Here is a 19,233-nt window from a genome sequence, read left to right as displayed (position 1 = left end):
CTACCGCCCTTGGCTTGCAGCAACCAATACGCTGTGTAAAAAACAGATCTATTGATGATTAACACCTTCATGTGTTGGTTATAATTTACACAACCCCATTCGAGTATTAAGACCACCGCAAATAGTACATTTTGTGCGGCAGAAATAACATGCCTATTGTTTATTTGTTAGCGATGAAAGCATTAGGCACATTTAACAAATATAATGAGCTAACAATGGGCAATAATTATCGAAAAAACAGCATAGTAGAACATTGCCTTTTTAGCCTTGATCGACAGCACAATGCGGCTATTCATGCTCTTTTTAAGTTAGATATGCCCAGGATAAATCCGTATTTGATACTTTCATCTGCTCTGGAAATTCACGAATACTCCTTAGATTGATACTGATTTATCGAATGATTTACATATTTTAGACATTAAAAAGCCCGGCATTTAGCCGGGCTGGTTGGGTAAAGCTTAACGGTTATTTAAAACCATTAGGATTCTTGCTCTGCCAGTTCCAGGTATCACGCATCATCTCATCGATGCCGCGCGTCACACGCCAGTCCAGCTCATCATTGGCCAGCGACGCATCAGCCCAGAACGCCGGCAGGTCACCGTCGCGGCGCGGTTTGATCTCAAATGGAATCTTCTTACCAGAAGCTTTCTCAAATGAATTGATCATCTCCAGCACTGAGAAACCTTTGCCGCCGCCAAGGTTATAGGCTTTATACCCTTCCACCTTGCTTAAGTGATCCAGCGCTTTTAGGTGCCCTTCTGCCAGGTCAACCACGTGAATGTAATCACGCAGGCAGGTGCCATCTGGCGTATCGTAATCACCGCCGAACACGCCCAGCTTTTCTAAACGTCCAATCGCAACCTGCGCAATGTAAGGCAGCAAATTGTTTGGAATACCTGTTGGGTCTTCACCAATTTCGCCTGATTCATGTGCGCCAACTGGGTTGAAATAACGCAGCGCAATCGCTTTGAAGTTTGAATCGGCTTTAGCGAAGTCACGCAGGATAAATTCAGTCATCAGCTTCGAGGTGCCATACGGGCTTGTCGTTCCGCCAATCGGCGTGGTTTCTACGTACGGAACCGGCGCATCTGCGCCATAGACGGTGGCAGAAGAGCTGAAAATAAAGTTCCAGACACCTGCGCTGCGCATCTCTTCCAGCAACACCACGGTGCCCGCTACGTTGTTCTCATAGTATTCAAGCGGCATACGCGTTGATTCACCTACCGCTTTCAACGCGGCGAAGTGAATCACGGCAGAGATATCATTAGATGCGAACAGATCGCGCAAGCAGGCGCGATCGCGAATGTCGCCTTCAACAAAGGTGGCTTTCTTGCCAGATAACTTCTCTACGCGACTGATGGCTTCGCGCGAGGCATTGCACAGGTTATCCAGCACAACAACGTCGTCGCCACGCTGCAACAATGCCAGCACCGTATGGGAGCCGATATAGCCTGCGCCGCCCGTTACTAAAATAGCCATGTGAACTCCTTTCAGTCTGCCGCGTAAACACGCGGCACGTGAATGTTGAAGGTTACTTCGCCAGGATCTTTTGAATAGCTTCGCGGAAATCGCGACCTTGTGCGTTGTTACGCAGGCCGTATGAAACGAATGCCTGCATGTAACCCAGCTTACGACCACAGTCGAAGCTTTTACCCGTTAACAGCGAAACGTCTACCGTTTTCTGCTTGCTCAGGCTGGCGATAGCATCGGTCAGCTGAATACGACCCCACGCGCCTGGCTCGGTACGCTCCAGTTCTGCCCAGATATCAGCAGAAAGAACATAGCGACCTACCGCAGCCAGATCGGAATTCAGTTCAGCCGGGTTTTCTGGCTTCTCAACAAAGTTGGTGATGCTGCTAACATCGCCTGGGTTGTCGATAGGTTCTTCAGTGGTAATCACCGAGTATTCAGAGAGATCAGAGTTTGGCATGTGTTTCGCCAGCACCTGGCTGTGACCGGTTTCTTCGAAGCGTGCAACCATCGCTGCCAGGTTATAACGCAGGTGGTCAGCGGTGGAATCATCCAGCAGCACGTCTGGCAGTACCACGACGAACGGATTATCACCAATCATTGGGCGGGCACACAAAATGGAGTGACCAAGACCTAATGGTTGTGCCTGACGCACGTTCATGATGGTAACGCCCGGAGGACAGATTGATTGTACTTCGCTCAGCAATTGACGCTTAACGCGCGCTTCAAGCAATGCTTCCAGCTCGTAAGTCGTATCAAAGTGGTTTTCCACCGCATTTTTGGAAGCATGGGTGACCAGCACAATCTCTTTGATGCCCGCTGCAACACATTCATCCACGATGTATTGAATCATCGGTTTGTCGACAACAGGCAGCATTTCTTTCGGAATGGCTTTAGTCGCAGGGAGCATATGCATACCGAGACCCGCAACCGGGATTACTGCTTTAAGCTTGGTCATGTTTATTCCGTTTAATGAAGTGAAGATGTGGATCGATTATGCAGGATCGGCCAGAGCTGCAAGTATAATCTTTATCTGAAAATCCTACACTAACTGACTGTCAAATCATGGAAATTCGGCTTTTTACCTAGGGACAGAACGTGCAGAATATGAGGAAAGACAATCAGTAATCGCCAAATGAAATTCGATCCGGTTGGACACAAATCCGATCCGTCATGAAATAAGAAAACGCCCTGAGGCCAGCCAAAAAAAGAAACGGGCGACACCGTGTCACCCGTATAATTTGATGTTATATACCCTGAACTTACATCGCCGGAGCTTAGCCGGGCTTGCCAGGTATTGCTCCGTTCGTCCCCTTGTTAAGCTGCGTTTCTACACACGGACTCTTCGGGGGAACAGGGCATTACAACCAGCGCTCAAACCACTCCGGCATTACGAACAAATTGAAGTGATTAATCAGCATCATTAGCCCAACGAACACCACTGAAACTGACATCCACTGACGCGCATAGGGCATAAAGCGAATACCAATCACCGGCTTGATAAAGAAAGGATGTGCCAGCGCGGAAATCAATACCTGAGAGATAGAGAGCGTTAATGCAACGTAGAGGACATTTGGCCAAAGGAAGGTCGTGGCTAATACCCCTAATACCACCAGGCTCGCGACAATGTTCCAGTAGAACTCCACGTTAGTGCGACCGTTCGCTTGCGAAATCGCCCCGGTCAAACCACCCATTGGACGCAGCATGCCGAACAACAACATCAGCGGGATCAGATGATAAACCTGCTCATGGGATGTGCCATACAGCACACGCACGATAACCGGAGAGAAGACGCCGATAACAAAATACATGGCGCTGCTGAACAACATAATCGCCAGCGTTCCCTTCAGGAACAGTTTCTTAAGCTGTTCAGGATCCTGCTGTTTCTCTGCAAAACGCGGTAGCGCTAAACGGTTAATCACCGGTGTAACCAGCTTCAGCGGTTGTAATACCAGCTCTTTCGCCAGTGAGTAAACCCCCAGCATCTCCGCGCCCATTACTTTACCCACCACGAGCGCATCGGCTTGGGTACGTAACTGATTGATCGTCTGCGATCCCAGCTGATAGCTACCGTAACGCACCGCGCCAATAAAGGTCGCTTTATCAAATTCCCACGTGGGACGCCATGATTTCTCGCCCAGCACAATCATGCAAATGATGCGGGTAAAGGCGTTGATGAATAGACCGAGAATGGCCGCGGCCACCGTAAGCGAGGTGTATTGCAGCATCGCCACTACGCACAGAAAGGCGAACAGCTTGGTGCCCATCTCAATTTTTGCCAGCGAGACCATCCGCTTGGTTTTGATGTAGTGCGCCTGGTATTGCGACAAATGCCCCAACACCAGAAAGTTCAGGCTGGTCAACATGATCAGACCAACCAGCTCTGGCAGGTGATAGAACCAGGCAACCGGAAAGGCAATCGCTAGCATGATCAAGCCAGTACATAAACTGAGTGAGACGTTCACCCAGTAAATGGTGCTCTGCTCGCGGCGAGTAATGTTCTGACGGTGCACGAGATAGCTGCTCATGCCCATATCCTGAAGTACACCCGCTACGGCCAGAATGGCGTTAATAATGGCTAAAAGCCCCAGTTCATGGGTTTCCAGCTTACGGGCGAGAAGGCTAAGTTGTGCAACCTGCAGCACCGCCGAAAAACAGGTGCTGCCAAACAACCAAATCGCCTGTGACTTAAATCCACTCACACCAATCGCTCCAGAATCTGTGCCAGCTCGCCATAAGCGATATGCTGATTAAATTCGGTCTCAACTTTGTGTCGAGCCGCTGCCACTACCGGCACGACATCCACTTCTCCCTGTGAGAGTTTCAGCAAGGTGTCCGCCAGCGCTTCCGGGTCATCTTCTTCAACTAACCAGCCGGAAACATTGTTTTCAATCAGTTCAGGGATGCCGCTATGAAAGGTAGAAACCACCGGCAAACCGACCGCCATGGCTTCCATCAGTGCCACGGGAATGCCTTCCATGTCACCATCGGCAGCCGTTTTAGACGGCAGCAGGAAGATATCAGCCTCGCTTAATGCTTTGCGGATCTCGTTCTGCGGCTTGAAGCCTGGCATCGTCACACAATCTTCCATGCCCTCTTCGGCAATAAAGCCGCGCATCATCTCATCCTGATCGCCATTACCAATAATGGTGTACTGGAACTGGCCACCGCGCTGTTTCAAAATTGCGCTCGCTTTCACCGCGACATCCAGTCCTTTCTTCTCAGTGAGACGTGCAACCGAGACAATCCGCAAAGGTTTATGAAATCCCTGACGCGGCTGAAAATTAAATTTCTCAGGCTCAATTCCCATGCGGGTAACATGAATTTTTTCTGGCGGGCAACCCATCTCAATCAGCTTGTTCTCCCATAAATGGCTGATCGGCAACATCAGTTCGCTCTGCTCAAACAGATTGATGTAATCGTGTTTGTGCTCCTCCAGAATGTGTCGACGTGAAATGTCAGCACCGTGAAACACGGTGGCCTGTTTGCCCTTCAGCACGCCCAACTCGCGTAACTTATTGGCGAGCGCACCTGCATAGCCAAAATGCACCAGAAACACATCAGCAGTGAAAATCTGGGACGCATTTGCCACAATTGATGGCAACAACAGTTTGCTGGATTGTGCGCCATAGCGGCGCACATTGAGCGAACGAAGCAGCGAAGATTTGGTTATCTTCGGCAAGACCAGCTTGAGGCGCTGGATCAGCTTATCCACCAGCGAGACTTTCTCTTCCGGCAACAGATAATGTGTCTTAGCCGCCAGCCCATACTCATCAAAGGCAGCGTGCCGATTCACCAAATCACCGGGAAATACCGAAATAATCTCCACATCGTAACCGGCATCAATAAAATGGGTTACCTGATTCAAAACAAAGGTTTCGGAGGCAACCGGGAAACGCATGGTGAAAAAAGTCAGCTTCATCTGATTACCCTAATACTTTGAGAATCTCTTCAGTGATCCGATTGCCAATTTCCCTTTCATTCGCAACGGCCGTGTCGACCTTGTGCTTGATGTTGTCGTAATCAGCAAGAACGGTCTTAACCTTGTCGATCAGCGAACCATCCATCAGGCTTTTGACGTCCGTTGCCATCTGCGGCAAACCAAGCTGATTCATCACACCCATCGACTTGTGCTCGTAGTTGATCGCAACGGCTGGCGTGCCGAAGTTCATGGAAATAATGGCGGAATGCAGGCGAGTGCCGATCGTCAAATGACAGTGGCTTAAAAGGATTCCCAATTCAAGGTCATTGAATTCGTCCATGATGACATGGTAATGCTCAGGCTGTGCAACGTGGTCGCGTAACGTTAACGCCACCATGCGGTCATCTTTCGCGTAGCTGTCAATGCCGGTACAGGTTGAGAAAGCCACAACCTGATAGCCTTCGGCAATCATCGCGTTAATGACGCGCCCAAAAGCCTCTTCATACTCTTTCTGGGTCACACCCAGACGCTTGTCAAACGGCGCCAGTTCACGCACGGTAATGGCGATCGTTTTGCGCGCGCTGATAATAGATTGCCAGTGACGCAAGTTATGACTTGGATTTTCAACTTCACGCGCTTTAACCAAAAACGCGGTATCAACGCCGGCAGCAACTTTAGAGCTAGTCACACCATCGCGCTTCATCAGATCAAGGCTGACAGATTCACGCAATACCAGGCTGTTTACGCGGTCAAACACAAAGTTCGCCAGGGCGTTAACGCGAGGATTCTGGAACGGGCCGACTGAGTGACCAATCATGTAAATCGGCTTCTTCGCCATCAAGGCACACAGCGCATGGTCAAACTGGGTAACGCCATACAGATCGACGAAGAATGAACCGCCAACCTGAATAATTGCATCGTACTGTTTCAGGCTTTCAGTAAAGGCTTTGAGGTGCGCTGGTACAGAAAAGGATTTATACAAGCCGCCTTTGCCCAAGTGCGCCATCATGATGTCAGGCATCAGACGGTTCGCGACTTTACGCTTTACTGAACCGACCAATCCTTTACCTGACTTGCTGTTGTGCAAAAACAGCGAGTCTTGCTGAATGTGTTGTTGAAGCAAATAACCAGAGCTGGTTGGATAACGGCTAATGACATCGATATCAAGATCACTACGCGCGGACTGCATCGAATCAATCAGTCCACGAAGAATCGCGCCATCCCCACGATTCCCACAGGTATGGTTACCCACCAATAAAATTTTCATAAAAACTCCAAATAAATTTTTTTAATTCTGCAAGCCGCCATCTTCCAAACTGGCAAAGTGAACTCTGTTAAAGCACTGCAATAAGGCAAATAAACCCAAAAACCCGCTCCTGAAACTGCAGGCCGCCTCCATTGTGGCGGCCCGTTTAAATGCTATGACTTGATGGCAAAATAAGGCATCGCGACCTGCTTGCCATTAATGACTACCGAGACAAATCCTGCAGGCTTACTGGTATCAACCTGATCGTCAGAAAGCGGACGCGAGGCAATAAGCAGATCGCCCTCTTCGTTCGCGCCAATGCCCGCTTTCCCGTTGTGCAGGCTGAAACGCTGAGGCGCTTTTTTGCTTTCCTCGCCGCCCGGCGGATTGGCGGGCACCATTTTGGCGTTAACGCGGGCGCAGCGGCCGGTATCAAAGCGCGTTTTGCCAGTGCTTTTCACCAATACCACTGCGGCAGGCGTCCAGCCTGCCAGCTTGACGAAAACACGCACATCGGTGTCGTGCTGCGCAACGTAGCGCACCTCAACCACCGGGCAACTTCCTTCGGCAGACCAGCTGGCTTCCGACTTGCCCTTTTTGCGTTGAACATGGATCACCGCACGGCCACCGGTTGTTTTGTCATTCACGACATTCATTAACGGCTGCGAGTCAGTACCGTTATTGAATTGCGACTGGCCAAAAATTTCGATTTCCCATGAATCACCGACATCAGGGGAATAAAGACTGCCCAGCTCAAACCAGGTTTGTTGGTTCGAATTATTTTCCAACCGCCAGCGCGATGTGATGTAGTTATAATTTAGGCTGCCATCAATGGCGACACCGTAAGATTCAACCCGCGTCGAACCCATTTCCCAAACACTGAGCCAGCGATCGCCCTGCGAAGAGTTATCAATCCAACTACCTGATTGCAGGCTGGTTTGACGCATGTTCAAGCGCGAGTTGTGCGCTATCAGCGGGTTTTTACAATCTTCCAGGCTGAGTGCATCAACGATCCATTGCCCGTTAGAGATGTCTCCGGGATAGTCGCAATGCTCGATCCAGCCATTATGAATGATGGACTGAGCGCAGCGCGGCAGATTCAATACCTTGCCGCCACGACAGTTTTGGGCGTTGAAATTCGACAGCTCAATCGCCGTACTGTGATCCCAGTTGCCTTTTTTCTGGCCAGACCAACCGGCTTTGATGACATCACCGGTACAGCGTGACGCGTACCATTGGTCGATTTTGCAATCCAGCGTATCCAGCAGGCTCAATGCCGTGCCACCCACATGCGTGAAGCGTAAACATGAGCCGCGGAAGAATTGTCCTCCCGGACAGCTGTTGCTAAACAAGCCTTGCTGGTTGGGATGGGTATCCGTGTTGCCGTTGAAAATCAGGTTGGAGATTTCCACCCAGCGAGCATTAACTTTGAAGATAAAATCGGATTTACCGTCGGACACCAAAGTGGTCGCAGGAAAATAACCGAAGTTCACCATCGCGCCCGAAATACGGAAGAAGCGCATATTATCTGGGCCAAAATCACAGGCCGTAACAAAGAAGGTCCCTGCCGGGAACTGCACGCAAATCTGCAGATCAGCGGCTAGCGACCATTGATACATCGCTTTAATCGCAGGCGCGGTATCTGTTTTGCCATCTGCAATCGCGCCAAAATCAAACAGCGTCAGGCGGTTGTAATCTTCAATAACGCGACGCCAGTGAAAACCCTGCCCTGCAAAATTAACGCCGTCATCATCTTTCGCATCCTGGAAACTGCCGACGAACTCACCGCCGCCAACTTCAAGGCCCGCGTGCCAGCTTTTCAGCTTGATTTTTGCTCCTTCAAACAGCGGACGCGTTTTACGCAGCTCTTCCACCGAAGGAATTTCGCCAATCAGCTGATAACCCGTGGGCTGTGCCAGCCGTTGGCTAAAATCCGCCTGCCCTGGACGGCTCACATCGGCAATGTTAAACAGCGTTTGACCGTTGCTGTCCTCAACAGCCATGGAATGCGACGGATCGGCGATCAACGCGGCATTGTCATGAATGAATTGCGCAAAATTGCCTTTGTTCAGCGAAATGGGCTGGCTGATCTCAGAGACTTTACCGTTGGCATCACGCAGAAAAACAGGAATTTGGTTACCTGGTTTACTGGCATCGCTGCCCGCTTTGCCAATCCATAATTTACCTTCAAAACCTTGCCAGAACTGAGGTGGCATGGCATAGACATTTTCTGGCGTTAAGATCGGTACGTCGCTTTTGGGTACAGCGGTGGCATCAACCGGCTTAAGCGCAATACCATTACTTTTTGCTGCGTAGCTGGAAAAGGTGCTCACAGAGAGGGCACCAACAATGGCTGAGGCTGCGCTTTGCAACACTTCTCTTCTTTTCATGCAACATATCCCGTGGTTAATGAGGCCGTGTTATCGGCCAAGGCTTAGTCCCTTGAGGCATTTTGCAATTGGGTAGGATTTACCCGAGTTAAACCAACGCCAGCCAGCTTTGCTTGATTTGATTACCGTCGAATTTCAGCGCGGTTTCTTTTGTTTTTTCACTCATGGCATAGAACAGCGCATCATCACTGGCCAGCTGGTTCATGCGTGCCAGAAAGTCCGCTTTGTCGTTCATGGGAACCAGAAATCCATCTTCACCGTGATTGATGATCTCTTGTGGCCCAGTTGGGCAGTCATAGGCCACCACCGGCAGCGACCATGCTTTCGCTTCGAGTAACACCAGCGGTAAGCCTTCATAGCGTGACGTCATCAGCGCCATATCGCTGTCGCGGTAGTAATCATTGATATTGCTGACTTTGCCGACAAAATTAACACTGTCTGTGATACCCAATACCGCGGCCTGATCGTGCAACTGCTGACGCAGTTCACCATCACCGGCAATCACCAGCGTCCAGTCAGGATGGGTTTTGGCGAAGTCGCGCCAGATATCCAGCAACAGATCAAATCCCTTTTGATGATCTAAACGGCCCACAGCTAATGCCTGACGGTTACGCGTCTGGCGCTGAAAGGCTTTAAACACCACAGGATTAGGGATTTGTTTGCTAGGAATGTGCCAACGATTAAAAACCTGATGATCTTTATCGGTCAGCACAATTACGCGATCGTAGTAGCGCAGCAGCAGATACTTGAGGAATTTGATGGGTTTACTGAAGGAATTAATTGCAATGTGTTCACACGCGTAGGCTTTGCCGCGTTTTTTCTTCATCGACATCAGGTTCCAGAAAGCGAACATCACACTCAGGCGACCCATGCTGATCAGGAAAACGGTATCAAAATCTTCCTCATGGATACGGCTGACGGCGCTTTTAATCGGATTACTGTGTCCCTCAAAGCTAACGATCTCTTTCACATGCTCAAAGGGATAGAAGGTTTTTCCGCTGCCTTCCAACGAGTAAACGGTGACATCGTGCGTTTCGCCAAGACACTCTGACATGAAGTTACAGATGTTCTCGGTGCCCGCATACGAGTAGGCATCTTTGATCACCAGGACAATTTTTTTCATGTAACGCAATCCACCTCAAAATGAGTAAAAGACAATCCTGCCGATCGGCTTAACGATGCTTCAAGGTAAACAGCACACCATTCACCATATACCAGCCGTAATAGTAATAGATTTTTAACGGATTGTTTTTATAGATAATTCTTAATAATTCAAGGTGCCACTTCGCCGCTTTGTTCTTATTGCGCGAAAGTGAATCACCTAATTCGTAATAATTGACAAGAATTGTCTGAATAACGCGTGCTTGCTTGTAGCGACTGAACAATTCGTAGAGAAACAGGAAATCTTCGTGGCCTTTGCGCTGGAAAAAAATACCCTGCGGCGGACGGCGGAAACAGACCGATGAAAAACAGACGCGGTACTGCTTCTTCACGAAATTTTCTTGTTGGAGGTAGGGTTTTGAATAGGTGATGTCGTGGTCAGCTTTTTGGGTTTTGTAGTGATACTCGGTGATCACAAAATCATCCCCGGCGGCAATCGCTGCGACTTGCTGCGCCAGCTTGTCAGCATGCCATTCGTCATCGCTGTCGAGGAAAGCGATGATCTCCTCTTTAGCCGCACGCAGCCCGACATTGCGGGTCTCGGCGGCGCCCATATTAACGGCGTTATCCAAAATGGTGATGCGTGCATCCTGACAATTTTCGCGCACGAACGCCAGCGAGTCATCGGTTGATTTATCGTTTATCAGGTAAAGGTGCCAGTCTGTGTGACTCTGATTGATAACCGATTGCACGGCGCGTAATACCGTCTGACGTGCATTGTACATAGGCATAACAATGCCGACGGTTCCAACTTGATTATTCATCTTCATACCTGAATAAAAGAAAAAAGTGTATCCAAAGGGTTGCTCCTGCGTTCAGGAGCAATGATGAGCAAAACTGCGTCAGGAAAGCGCTTTTTCTCCGCCAAAGCGCGCTCTCACCTTGTCTTTCAGGCGATTCATAAAGTAAGCGCGGTTGTCTTTATTGGTGAGGAAGAAATAGCGCGCAAAGCTCAGGCTCGCCATCAGCGAATTGCCGTCCATTTTGTAGCGCAGCGGCAGTTTAAAGGCTTTATAGGTGTGAATGTCACGCGAGGTAAGGTGCGGTTTCATCGTATCCAGCCAGAAAATCGAATACTTCACTGACTCGCCTTTGTGCTTGGAACCAAATTTGGTCACCAGATGATAATTAGCTAAAGGCGCAGCGATCATAACGAAGTCGTAGCCCATGCGATCGGCGCGAATACAGAAGTCATAATCCTGATGGCGAATATAGCGCGTATCAAACTGGATTTTGGCCGCATCTTCACGCTTCAACACGATAGTGCTGGTCTGAATAAAGCCGTAACAGCCGAACAGATACTCAGCAACCGTTTCATCTTTGCCCGGCGGCTGCATCGGCATCACTTTCAGAAAAGATCCATCCTGATAAATATTTACCTGACTAAAGATGATGAAGTTCTGCTTGCCCTGCGCGTCCAGCTGAGCAATTTTCTCGCTGACATGAAGCAGTTTATCTGCATGCCATTCATCATCGGCATCCAGAAAGCTGACGTAATCGCCGGTAGCTAACTCGATGCCTTTGTTACGTGCACCGGCACCGTTGAGCTTGACCTCAGAGAGCACCAGATTAATGTCCAAATCCTGATAACGCTCGCTGCGAACCACCTCTGCCAGCGCGGCAGCATCAATGGATTTGTCATCCACAATGATCACTTCGAAATTGCGATAGCTTTGCGCCTTGACGCAATCCAGCGTCGTCACAATCGATTCTGACGCATTATAAGCGGGAATTACGATGGAGAAGCGAATATCCTTCATTACCAGCACCTCATTAAAAACATTTCCAAATTCAAAGATATAACGTATGGATGACCAAGGATAACCGGTGATGTCCTAATTTGTTGGCGACGCTTTGATCGCCACTTTTTTCTTCTTATTACTGCCGATAAACGGCTTTTCCACGTAGAGATAAGTCAGCTTGGCTACATAGAAAGAAGCGACAAAAAAGCCGGTCGACAGCAAGGTGTAAACCAGGAACGAATGAGGAACCAGCGTCAGCGGGATCTGCTTAATGAAATACAGCACCACACCATGAATGAGATACAGGCTGTAGCTAATCTCGCCAATGGACATCAGGGTCTTATTTTCCAGAATGCCAAACACGGCGTTACCGCTGCTGACGATGAAAAATATTACCGTGAGGCAGCAAAGGAAAATCAGGTAAAAGAAGGTGTTGCTGGTAAATGAGAGCGAAAACAGGGTGAGTAAAATCACCGCTAAGGCTGCCAGGCTTGAGTGCTTATAGTGAACAAACAGCTCACGGTGTTTGTAGGCCATGTAACCCATCGCGAAGCCCAGCACGGGACGTGGATCGGTATAGGTTTTACCCCACAGGCGCAAGCCCACAGCCACACAGAAAATCACCCCAATTGAGCCGAGGATCAGCAACGTTTTGTATTTGCCGTTAGTGGCACGATTGATGACATAGATCAGCGGAATGGAGAGATAAAGCAGCCATTCCAGACGAAGCGTCCATTCGACACCTGCGTTGACGTCAGCCGTTGCATAATCGCCAATGTGATAACTGCCAATAAACAGTAACCACAGTACCGCATCTTTCACCGCTGTAGCACCGACGATCAGATCGCCTTTTACCAGCCCAATCACGATGATGACGAATGCGGAGAACCAGAACATCGGGACGATACGGCGAATACGCGATTTCAAGAGCTTATAGGTGAGCTGGCCGGGCGTCATGGTGTCATTGTCTAACCAGCGATAAAACAGAAACGCCGAGATCATGAAAAACAGCAACACGCCGAATTTTCCGGAGTTAACAAAGAAGTTACCTTCCGAGAACCAGGCAAAGTAGTCTTTATCGAATATCCACTTTCCATCAAGTGAATAAATGTAATGCGCAAAGTGGGAGAACGCCACGATGCTTGCTAAAAGGGCACGTAAGCCAGAGATACTTTTGATGCCACTTTCGTTATAGACCCCTTTATGAAAGGAGAATACACGTAAAATAATAAGCGCCAGACAAAATGACAGCACCATGATTAATACATACATGTCAGCTCCTAAAGCAACATAGTCTGGGTTGGGTTAGCTGCTGTGTTTAGATAAAGCGCTATCGAAAGTGGCGCTTAATACATCGAAGGTTCTTTGTGCTTTTTGTTTATAAAGCATCTCGGAAGGATGAATGCAATCCGGTGACATCTCAGATTGCCAGTCTCGATTTTCCTTTATAAGACTGAACTGTTTCACAATAGGAACTTGCTGTTCTTTCGCCACTTCATTTAATTGATAAACGTAAGGCCAGACATTCCAGCGTTCGGCGCGCCCACAGATTGGATTAGGCTCTTGCAGCACCACCAATTTGTTATTGGCTTTGGCTACCTTGACCAGTTCCGTCATGATGCGCTTGTACTCTTCCGGGCTTTCCTGATGAGCTTTCTTATCTTTAAAAAAGTAAATGCGCGCATCGTTAATGCCATAGTTGAGCAGAATCATATTGGCATCAGACTTCGCCATACGTTCTGCCCAGTCGAGATGGGGTTTGTTATCCTGGCTGTAAACCAGTTCAGCCGCCTGTGCGCCGGGAGAACCGTGGTTTTTCAACTGGATGTCTGCACCATATTTGTCTTTCAACATCTGATGCAGATAATTCATCTCATTATTTTTAGTAATGATGTTACGACCGCCAGATGAAATAACGCCGGCGGTCGTTGAGTCACCATAAGCCGCAATAACAAATGCGGCTTTGTTATCGGCAGCCTGCGCCAGCATAGGCGCAGCCACCAACAGAACTGCCATCAACTTCTTGCTCATATTTCCTCTCATCAATTAATGAAACAATTTGAATTCACGAGCAACTTCATAGCCAACCACGGCCTGCTTGAGTGAAATCGTGTTGTAATAGAGGTAATAAACAAGGAAGAAAGCAAACATCGCAAACATCGCCGGCTTGAGTATTTTCTTCGACTGATAAATAAGCGACGTTAAAATAATCGGCTCAACCTGCAACAAATAGTTCGATAAGCGTGCGCCGGATGAATAGTTATAAAAGAAGATCCTGACACCGCCGCCGATCGCAAAGCTCAAAATCAGCAAATAATTAAGGCGATACTGCGCGTAATTGTCTCGTTTTAACTGATTGCTCAGCATGAAATAGACAAAGATAAATACCAGCATGATGTTCTTGAGGTTAGAAACCGATACCACGCTGCCATCACCCGCATTGGATGCTTCATTACTGTATCCAGCCGCCCTTTCCCCCATCGATCCTAAATGTCCGGCAATCAGTGCAATGAAGCCGGTACCCCCTACGACGGAAAGCGGAATACTCGCAACGATAATGAGCACCGGCCACCAGCGGGAATCACGAATAAACAGAAACGGCACAATTGTTACGACCATGACCGCCGTGTTGTGGCTTAAGAATGAGAGGACAAAAAAGGCAAACGCCCACCAATACTGTTTCAGGTAGATTGTCCACAACACCCCAAGGAAGAGTGCGGAACTTAAGCCAAAGCGGATCTGGTTAACGTCTTTATTGATAAAAATGTGTGCTGAGTAGAGCACCAGTGCCAGCACTGGATAAGGCGACATCTTTTTAAAGAAAATAGCGTTGGTCGATACTGCCAGAATGCTGAAAACAAACAGAAACGCACTGGCATTGTGTGAAAACAGACTGGTCAGCCAGGCGATAGCAAAAATCAGCGGTTCGTAACGGAAAAAAGCAACCGTATTCGCAAAACCATTGACTTCAATGCGTCGAACGAAATCGACAAAGAAGCTGCGGTATTGGTAATCATCCATCCCGGTGCCAAGCCCACGAATACCGCCAAAAACAATCAGTGTGATAGTAGCAATGCAAAGCAGGTAGGTAAGAATATGCGTGGTACGTTCATCTTTTTTAAGCAGGATTTCGACCAGCGAAAGCAACAACAAAAACCCTGCTATATACCAATATGGAGCCATGGTGTGATTCCTTAATTCCACAAGTTGTCACGCTAACAGTGACTTACGCTGTTTGCCTTCCCGGCTACATTCTCAGCGTGTCGCGCCATTAATCATCATGGATGCGTGGGCGGACGTCAGTTCTGTTGCTGATGCATTCTGTGATTGACGCTTGTTATGCGACGTCACGTCTGTCGCGTTTTACGCGTTAAATACAGAATCACCTGTGTAAATCGTTGCGTGTCGTCGTTCAAACAGTGCGATAAAAAGGGGCGGTCAAACCGCCCCTTTATTCACTCAATGATTAACTTTTGGTTGGTTTGCCATACTCATAATCGTAATAGTCATAACCGTAACCATAAGCATTGGCCGCTTTACGGACCACGGCGTTAAGGATCACGCCTTTAATTTCAATGCCGTTTTGTGCGAAGCGCTTGAAGCTGACATCCACTTCTTTGGTGGTATTGGTTTCAAAACGCGCCACCATCAGCGAGGTTCCTGCCAACTTACCGATGATTGAGGCATCGGTGACGGCCAGAATCGGTGGTGTATCGATCAGAACCAGATCGTAGTTCTTGCTCGCCCAATCCAGCAGCTCACCCATGCGACGGTGCATCAGCAGCTCAGATGGATTAGGTGGCACCTGACCGCGTGGCATGAAGTCAAAGCCGTAAATGCCTTTCTGAATCATTGCTGGATTGAATTCAGTTTTGCCAGAAAGAATATTGGATAAGCCAGACTTGTTCTCTGCACCCAGCAGCTCATGGGTATAGCCGCGGCGCATGTCACCATCGATGAACAGGACGCGCTGGCCCGCTTTTGCAACCAGCGTTGCCAGGTTGGCACAGATAAAGGTTTTACCAATACCCGGGCTCGCACCGGTAATCATCAGGATGTTGTTCTTGGCTTCCATCATGGCGAAATGCAGGCTGGTACGCAGGCTACGAATCGCTTCAATAGAGAGGTCAGTTGGATTCCCTAATGCCAGCAGCGTGTCGTGCGGATCGGTTTTCACCTTATTGCCACGGCGCGCCAGCGCTTCGGTATCTTTCTTACGCTGCCATTCGGAAAGCGGGACGCTGGCATAGACGTTCATGCCCAACTCTTCCAACTGGTCCGGGTTTTCAATACCGTGATGCAGCAAGGCTTTCAGCAGCACCAGGCCAACCGAAACAAACAGACCAAAGATCAAGCTTGCAGCGATAATCAAGGCTTTCTTTGGTGCAACAGGCGAGTTAGCCGTTTCGGCGCCATCGATGATACGAACATCACCCACGGTGCTGGCTTTGCTGATGCCTAACTCTTGTTGGCGATTCAGCAACTGCATGTAGATTTCCTGACCTGACTGCACATCACGCGTCAGACGTAAGATCTCTTGCTGCGTCTGCGGCATGCCTGAAATTTTCTTGTTCAGCTGCGCCTGCTCACCTTCCAACGTTTTGCGTTTTTCCAGCAATGCGCGGTAGGTTGGGTGATCTTTAGTGAACAACTGAGAAACTTCCGCTTCGCGGAACGTCAGTTCATTCAATTGACTCTGCACGCTAACAGATGAATCTAAAGCCGATTTCGCTTCCAGTGACAGGTCAACCGAGTCGTTCTGACGACGGAAGGTGTTCAGCTTGTCTTCAGCAACGTCCAGTTTAGAGCGGACTTCCGGTAACTGTTTACGCAGGAACTCAAGGCTCTTCTCTGCTTGTTCAGACTTACGTTCTACGTTCTGTAACAGGTAGTTGTTAACGATTTGATTCAGGACTTTGCTGATTTTCTCCGGATCTTCACCCAGATATTCCAGACCTAACACGCCGGTGTCTTTGCCCTTGTCCGCAACGGACAAGTTAGCTAACACAGAGTTAATCGCCTGCAATTCGTTCAGCTTAGTGACATTAAAGCTCGTGCCTTCATCAGCATTAATGCCGCTCACCAGCATGGTGACATCGCCATGCGTTTCCAGCTGGCCAACTTTACCTTTGAACAGCTCATCACCATCTTTAGAAACGGTATAAGAGTCTGGTCCAGTTACTTCCAGTTCTACGGTACGTTTATCGATGGTGCGTGGAATTTCCAGACGCGAAATAGCCAAATCAGACGGCTTATTGCCCATCAGACGCGACAAACCTTTACCGATAACCGGGAAGTAGTTCTGCTCAACAACAGTATCTAATCCCAAATCAGCCACGGTTTTACCGATAACCATACGAGACTCAAGGATTTGAATCTCAGTATCGGATGCTGGCGTAGCCGGCATGAGGCTGTCCAGATCGTTCAGTACCGAGCTGGCATTTTTCTGCTCAACCTGAACTAAAGCGTCAGCGCTATAAATCGGTGTAGCGAACAGTGTGTAGAGCGTTGCCACCAGCATAAAGAAGGCGGTAACCGCAACAATGATCCAGCGGTGATCAATAAGCTGTCCCACAAGATGCGCCAGATCCCATCCATTCGAATCCTCTCTCGGCGCGGTCATAACCTTGTTTTTTATATTCATGGATAATCCCAACTATCGGCTTAATACGTTGACCCATTTCTGGGTAGCGTTTTCCAGTAACCCGTAAACCTCTTCAAAGGCCTCACGGCTTTTTCTGTACGGATCCGCAATTTCTCGTTGATTGAGCCAGTGCCCAAGCAACATGGTTTTGCCACGTGCGGCCGGGTCGATGCGATTGACCTGCTCCACATGACGCTTCTCCATCACCAGAATCAGGTCATAGTCACGGCACATCTCTGCCGTTAACTGCTGAGCCTCATGACCTTCAAGCGACAGCCCATGAATGGCGGCCACATCGCTGGCGGTCGGATCTGCCGGATAACCTTTTAGGGCACCTAGCCCTGCCGAGGCTACCCGAGTCTGAGGAAGCGCACGTTTGAGCAAGCGCTCCCCGGTGGGAGAGCGACATATATTGCCAACGCACACGACTAACACGGACGTAATCATGGTTGAACCTAGTTAGACCAGTTGCGGAAACGCAGTGCGGCCTCGCTCGCATCGTTGATGCCCGCGATGGTTGGCAGCAATTGCGAAATTACGCGGTTCCAACGCGTGAGCGGCGTGGAGGTGACATAAACGATGTCATAAGGTTCCAGTTGGAATTCGGTACCCATCACCATCGATGCCGCATCTCGGGTATTCAACTGATAGATGTTGGCGATCTTAGTGCGATTGGTGCCGCGGATCGGACGGATAACAAACACGCCGGTTGCATCAGACGTGGTCTGATCTACGCCCTGTGCGTTACCCAATGCTTCCGCCAGCGTCATGCCGCTGCGATCCATTTTGAGGGTAGTTTGCTGTCTGACTTCGCCCATGACGAAGACTTTGAGATCATCGTTACGAGGTACGTACAGAATGTCGCCTGGATAGAGCAGATGGTTCTGGCTCAGATCACCGTTTTGCATCAACGCCTGCAGGGAAACGCGTTGCTCGCTACCGTTGTGCGTAAGCACAACGTTACGCCAGTCTGCATCTGCAGTCAGACCGCCAGCGGCATTGACAGCATCAAGGATGGTCAATGGCACGTTGGTAATCGGCTGCTGACCTGATGTCGTTACCGAACCGGTCACGTAGGTTTTCTGTGATTTGAACGAGGCGATGCTGACATCAACCTGCGGGCTTTCGATGTACTGTGCAAGTCGGCGTGCAACTTCATTACGTACATCACCCACAGTGCGGCCCGCTACGCGAACTCGACCTATGTATGGGTAGAAAATCGTACCATCGGAATGTACCCAGTTGCCGGTATCGCTGGCGCTGCGGTATTGACCTGCTGGCGTGGTTAACTCAGGGTGATCCCACACGGTGACAGTCAGAACATCGCCGACACCGATACGATACTCATAGCTCTGAATTTCATTCTGCAACGCTGGGTTGGCTTGGGCAACCAGCGGCTTAGGACGCATCTGCTCGACCAGACGCGGTGTTAATGGAAAAACGTTGACGTATTTATCGATGTCAAAGTTGCTATCCTGTTGCTCAATGACATCTTTTCCCGATGTGGAAAGGTGCTGACCTGGTTGGATCGTACACCCTGAGAGAAAAGTGGCGGATACCAGTAAAGGTATCAATTTCATTTTGATTGTAATCATTTAGATCTTCGCTATCAGTTATTGATTGATAGAGGCGAATACGCCGCTGTGTAAGCGTCCAAC

15 protein-coding genes are annotated in these 19,233 nt (G+C 49.1%); all 15 read right to left on the bottom strand.

Translation table 11 applies throughout. The annotated features are described in order from the left end of the window. Positions 1 to 465 precede the first annotated feature (465 nt). A complete protein-coding gene (gene galE / locus MUG06_RS02230) occupies positions 466 to 1,479 on the bottom strand; it encodes a UDP-glucose 4-epimerase GalE (protein WP_243077587.1) in 1,014 nt (337 codons plus the stop codon). A 52-nt stretch (positions 1,480 to 1,531) separates the two neighbouring features. After that, on the bottom strand, positions 1,532 to 2,428 hold the full coding sequence (gene galF, locus MUG06_RS02225; RefSeq protein WP_215846269.1) for a UTP--glucose-1-phosphate uridylyltransferase GalF: 897 nt from the start codon (positions 2,426 to 2,428) through the stop codon (positions 1,532 to 1,534). Between the two features lie 403 nt (positions 2,429 to 2,831). Continuing rightward, a complete protein-coding gene (locus tag MUG06_RS02220; RefSeq protein ID WP_243077586.1) occupies positions 2,832 to 4,172 on the bottom strand; it encodes a lipopolysaccharide biosynthesis protein in 1,341 nt (446 codons plus the stop codon). Beyond that, positions 4,169 to 5,392: a glycosyltransferase gene (locus tag MUG06_RS02215; RefSeq protein WP_243077585.1), complete on the bottom strand. Its 1,224-nt coding sequence runs from the start codon at positions 5,390 to 5,392 to the stop codon at positions 4,169 to 4,171. The genes MUG06_RS02220 and MUG06_RS02215 overlap by 4 nt, the downstream gene beginning before the upstream one ends. A 4-nt stretch (positions 5,393 to 5,396) precedes the next feature. Next, entirely contained in the window at positions 5,397 to 6,659 is a 1,263-nt protein-coding gene (wcaK, locus tag MUG06_RS02210; RefSeq protein WP_215846263.1) for a colanic acid biosynthesis pyruvyl transferase WcaK, read from the bottom strand. 152 nt (positions 6,660 to 6,811) lie between these two features. Further along, entirely contained in the window at positions 6,812 to 9,028 is a 2,217-nt protein-coding gene (locus MUG06_RS02205) for a phage tailspike protein (RefSeq protein ID WP_243077584.1), read from the bottom strand. Positions 9,029 to 9,116: 88 nt separating this feature from the next. Next, complete coding sequence (locus tag MUG06_RS02200; protein ID WP_243077583.1) at positions 9,117 to 10,151, bottom strand: glycosyltransferase family 4 protein; 1,035 nt, start codon at positions 10,149 to 10,151, stop codon at positions 9,117 to 9,119. Between the two features lie 49 nt (positions 10,152 to 10,200). Then, positions 10,201 to 10,953, bottom strand: a complete 753-nt coding sequence (locus tag MUG06_RS02195; RefSeq protein ID WP_243077582.1) for a glycosyltransferase family 2 protein — start codon at positions 10,951 to 10,953, stop codon at positions 10,201 to 10,203. 78 nt (positions 10,954 to 11,031) lie between these two features. Next, positions 11,032 to 11,949 carry a glycosyltransferase family 2 protein gene (locus tag MUG06_RS02190; RefSeq protein ID WP_215846260.1) on the bottom strand — a complete coding sequence of 306 codons (918 nt, stop codon included), beginning with the start codon at positions 11,947 to 11,949 and terminating at the stop codon, positions 11,032 to 11,034. A 75-nt stretch (positions 11,950 to 12,024) separates the two neighbouring features. Next, the gene (locus MUG06_RS02185; RefSeq protein ID WP_243077581.1) at positions 12,025 to 13,203 is read right to left on the bottom strand and encodes an acyltransferase; all 1,179 of its coding nucleotides are present in this window, start codon (positions 13,201 to 13,203) and stop codon (positions 12,025 to 12,027) included. A 33-nt stretch (positions 13,204 to 13,236) separates the two neighbouring features. Next, a complete protein-coding gene (locus tag MUG06_RS02180) occupies positions 13,237 to 13,962 on the bottom strand; it encodes an SGNH/GDSL hydrolase family protein (RefSeq protein ID WP_243077580.1) in 726 nt (241 codons plus the stop codon). 15 nt (positions 13,963 to 13,977) lie between these two features. After that, positions 13,978 to 15,114, bottom strand: a complete 1,137-nt coding sequence (locus MUG06_RS02175; RefSeq protein ID WP_243077579.1) for an EpsG family protein — start codon at positions 15,112 to 15,114, stop codon at positions 13,978 to 13,980. A gap of 283 nt (positions 15,115 to 15,397) precedes the next feature. Continuing rightward, positions 15,398 to 17,575, bottom strand: a complete 2,178-nt coding sequence (gene wzc, locus MUG06_RS02170) for a tyrosine-protein kinase Wzc (protein WP_243077578.1) — start codon at positions 17,573 to 17,575, stop codon at positions 15,398 to 15,400. 12 nt (positions 17,576 to 17,587) lie between these two features. Then, a complete protein-coding gene (locus MUG06_RS02165; protein ID WP_215846254.1) occupies positions 17,588 to 18,022 on the bottom strand; it encodes a protein tyrosine phosphatase in 435 nt (144 codons plus the stop codon). An 8-nt stretch (positions 18,023 to 18,030) separates the two neighbouring features. Beyond that, positions 18,031 to 19,170: a polysaccharide export protein gene (locus MUG06_RS02160; protein WP_215846252.1), complete on the bottom strand. Its 1,140-nt coding sequence runs from the start codon at positions 19,168 to 19,170 to the stop codon at positions 18,031 to 18,033. Between the last annotated feature and the right edge of the window lie 63 nt (positions 19,171 to 19,233).

Source organism: Pantoea sp. MQR6 (genome assembly GCF_022761075.1).
GTDB lineage: Bacteria > Pseudomonadota > Gammaproteobacteria > Enterobacterales > Enterobacteriaceae > Pantoea > Pantoea phytostimulans.
The sequence above is the reverse complement of the archived record's forward strand: the minus strand, read 5'-3'. Positions and strand labels throughout refer to the sequence as shown.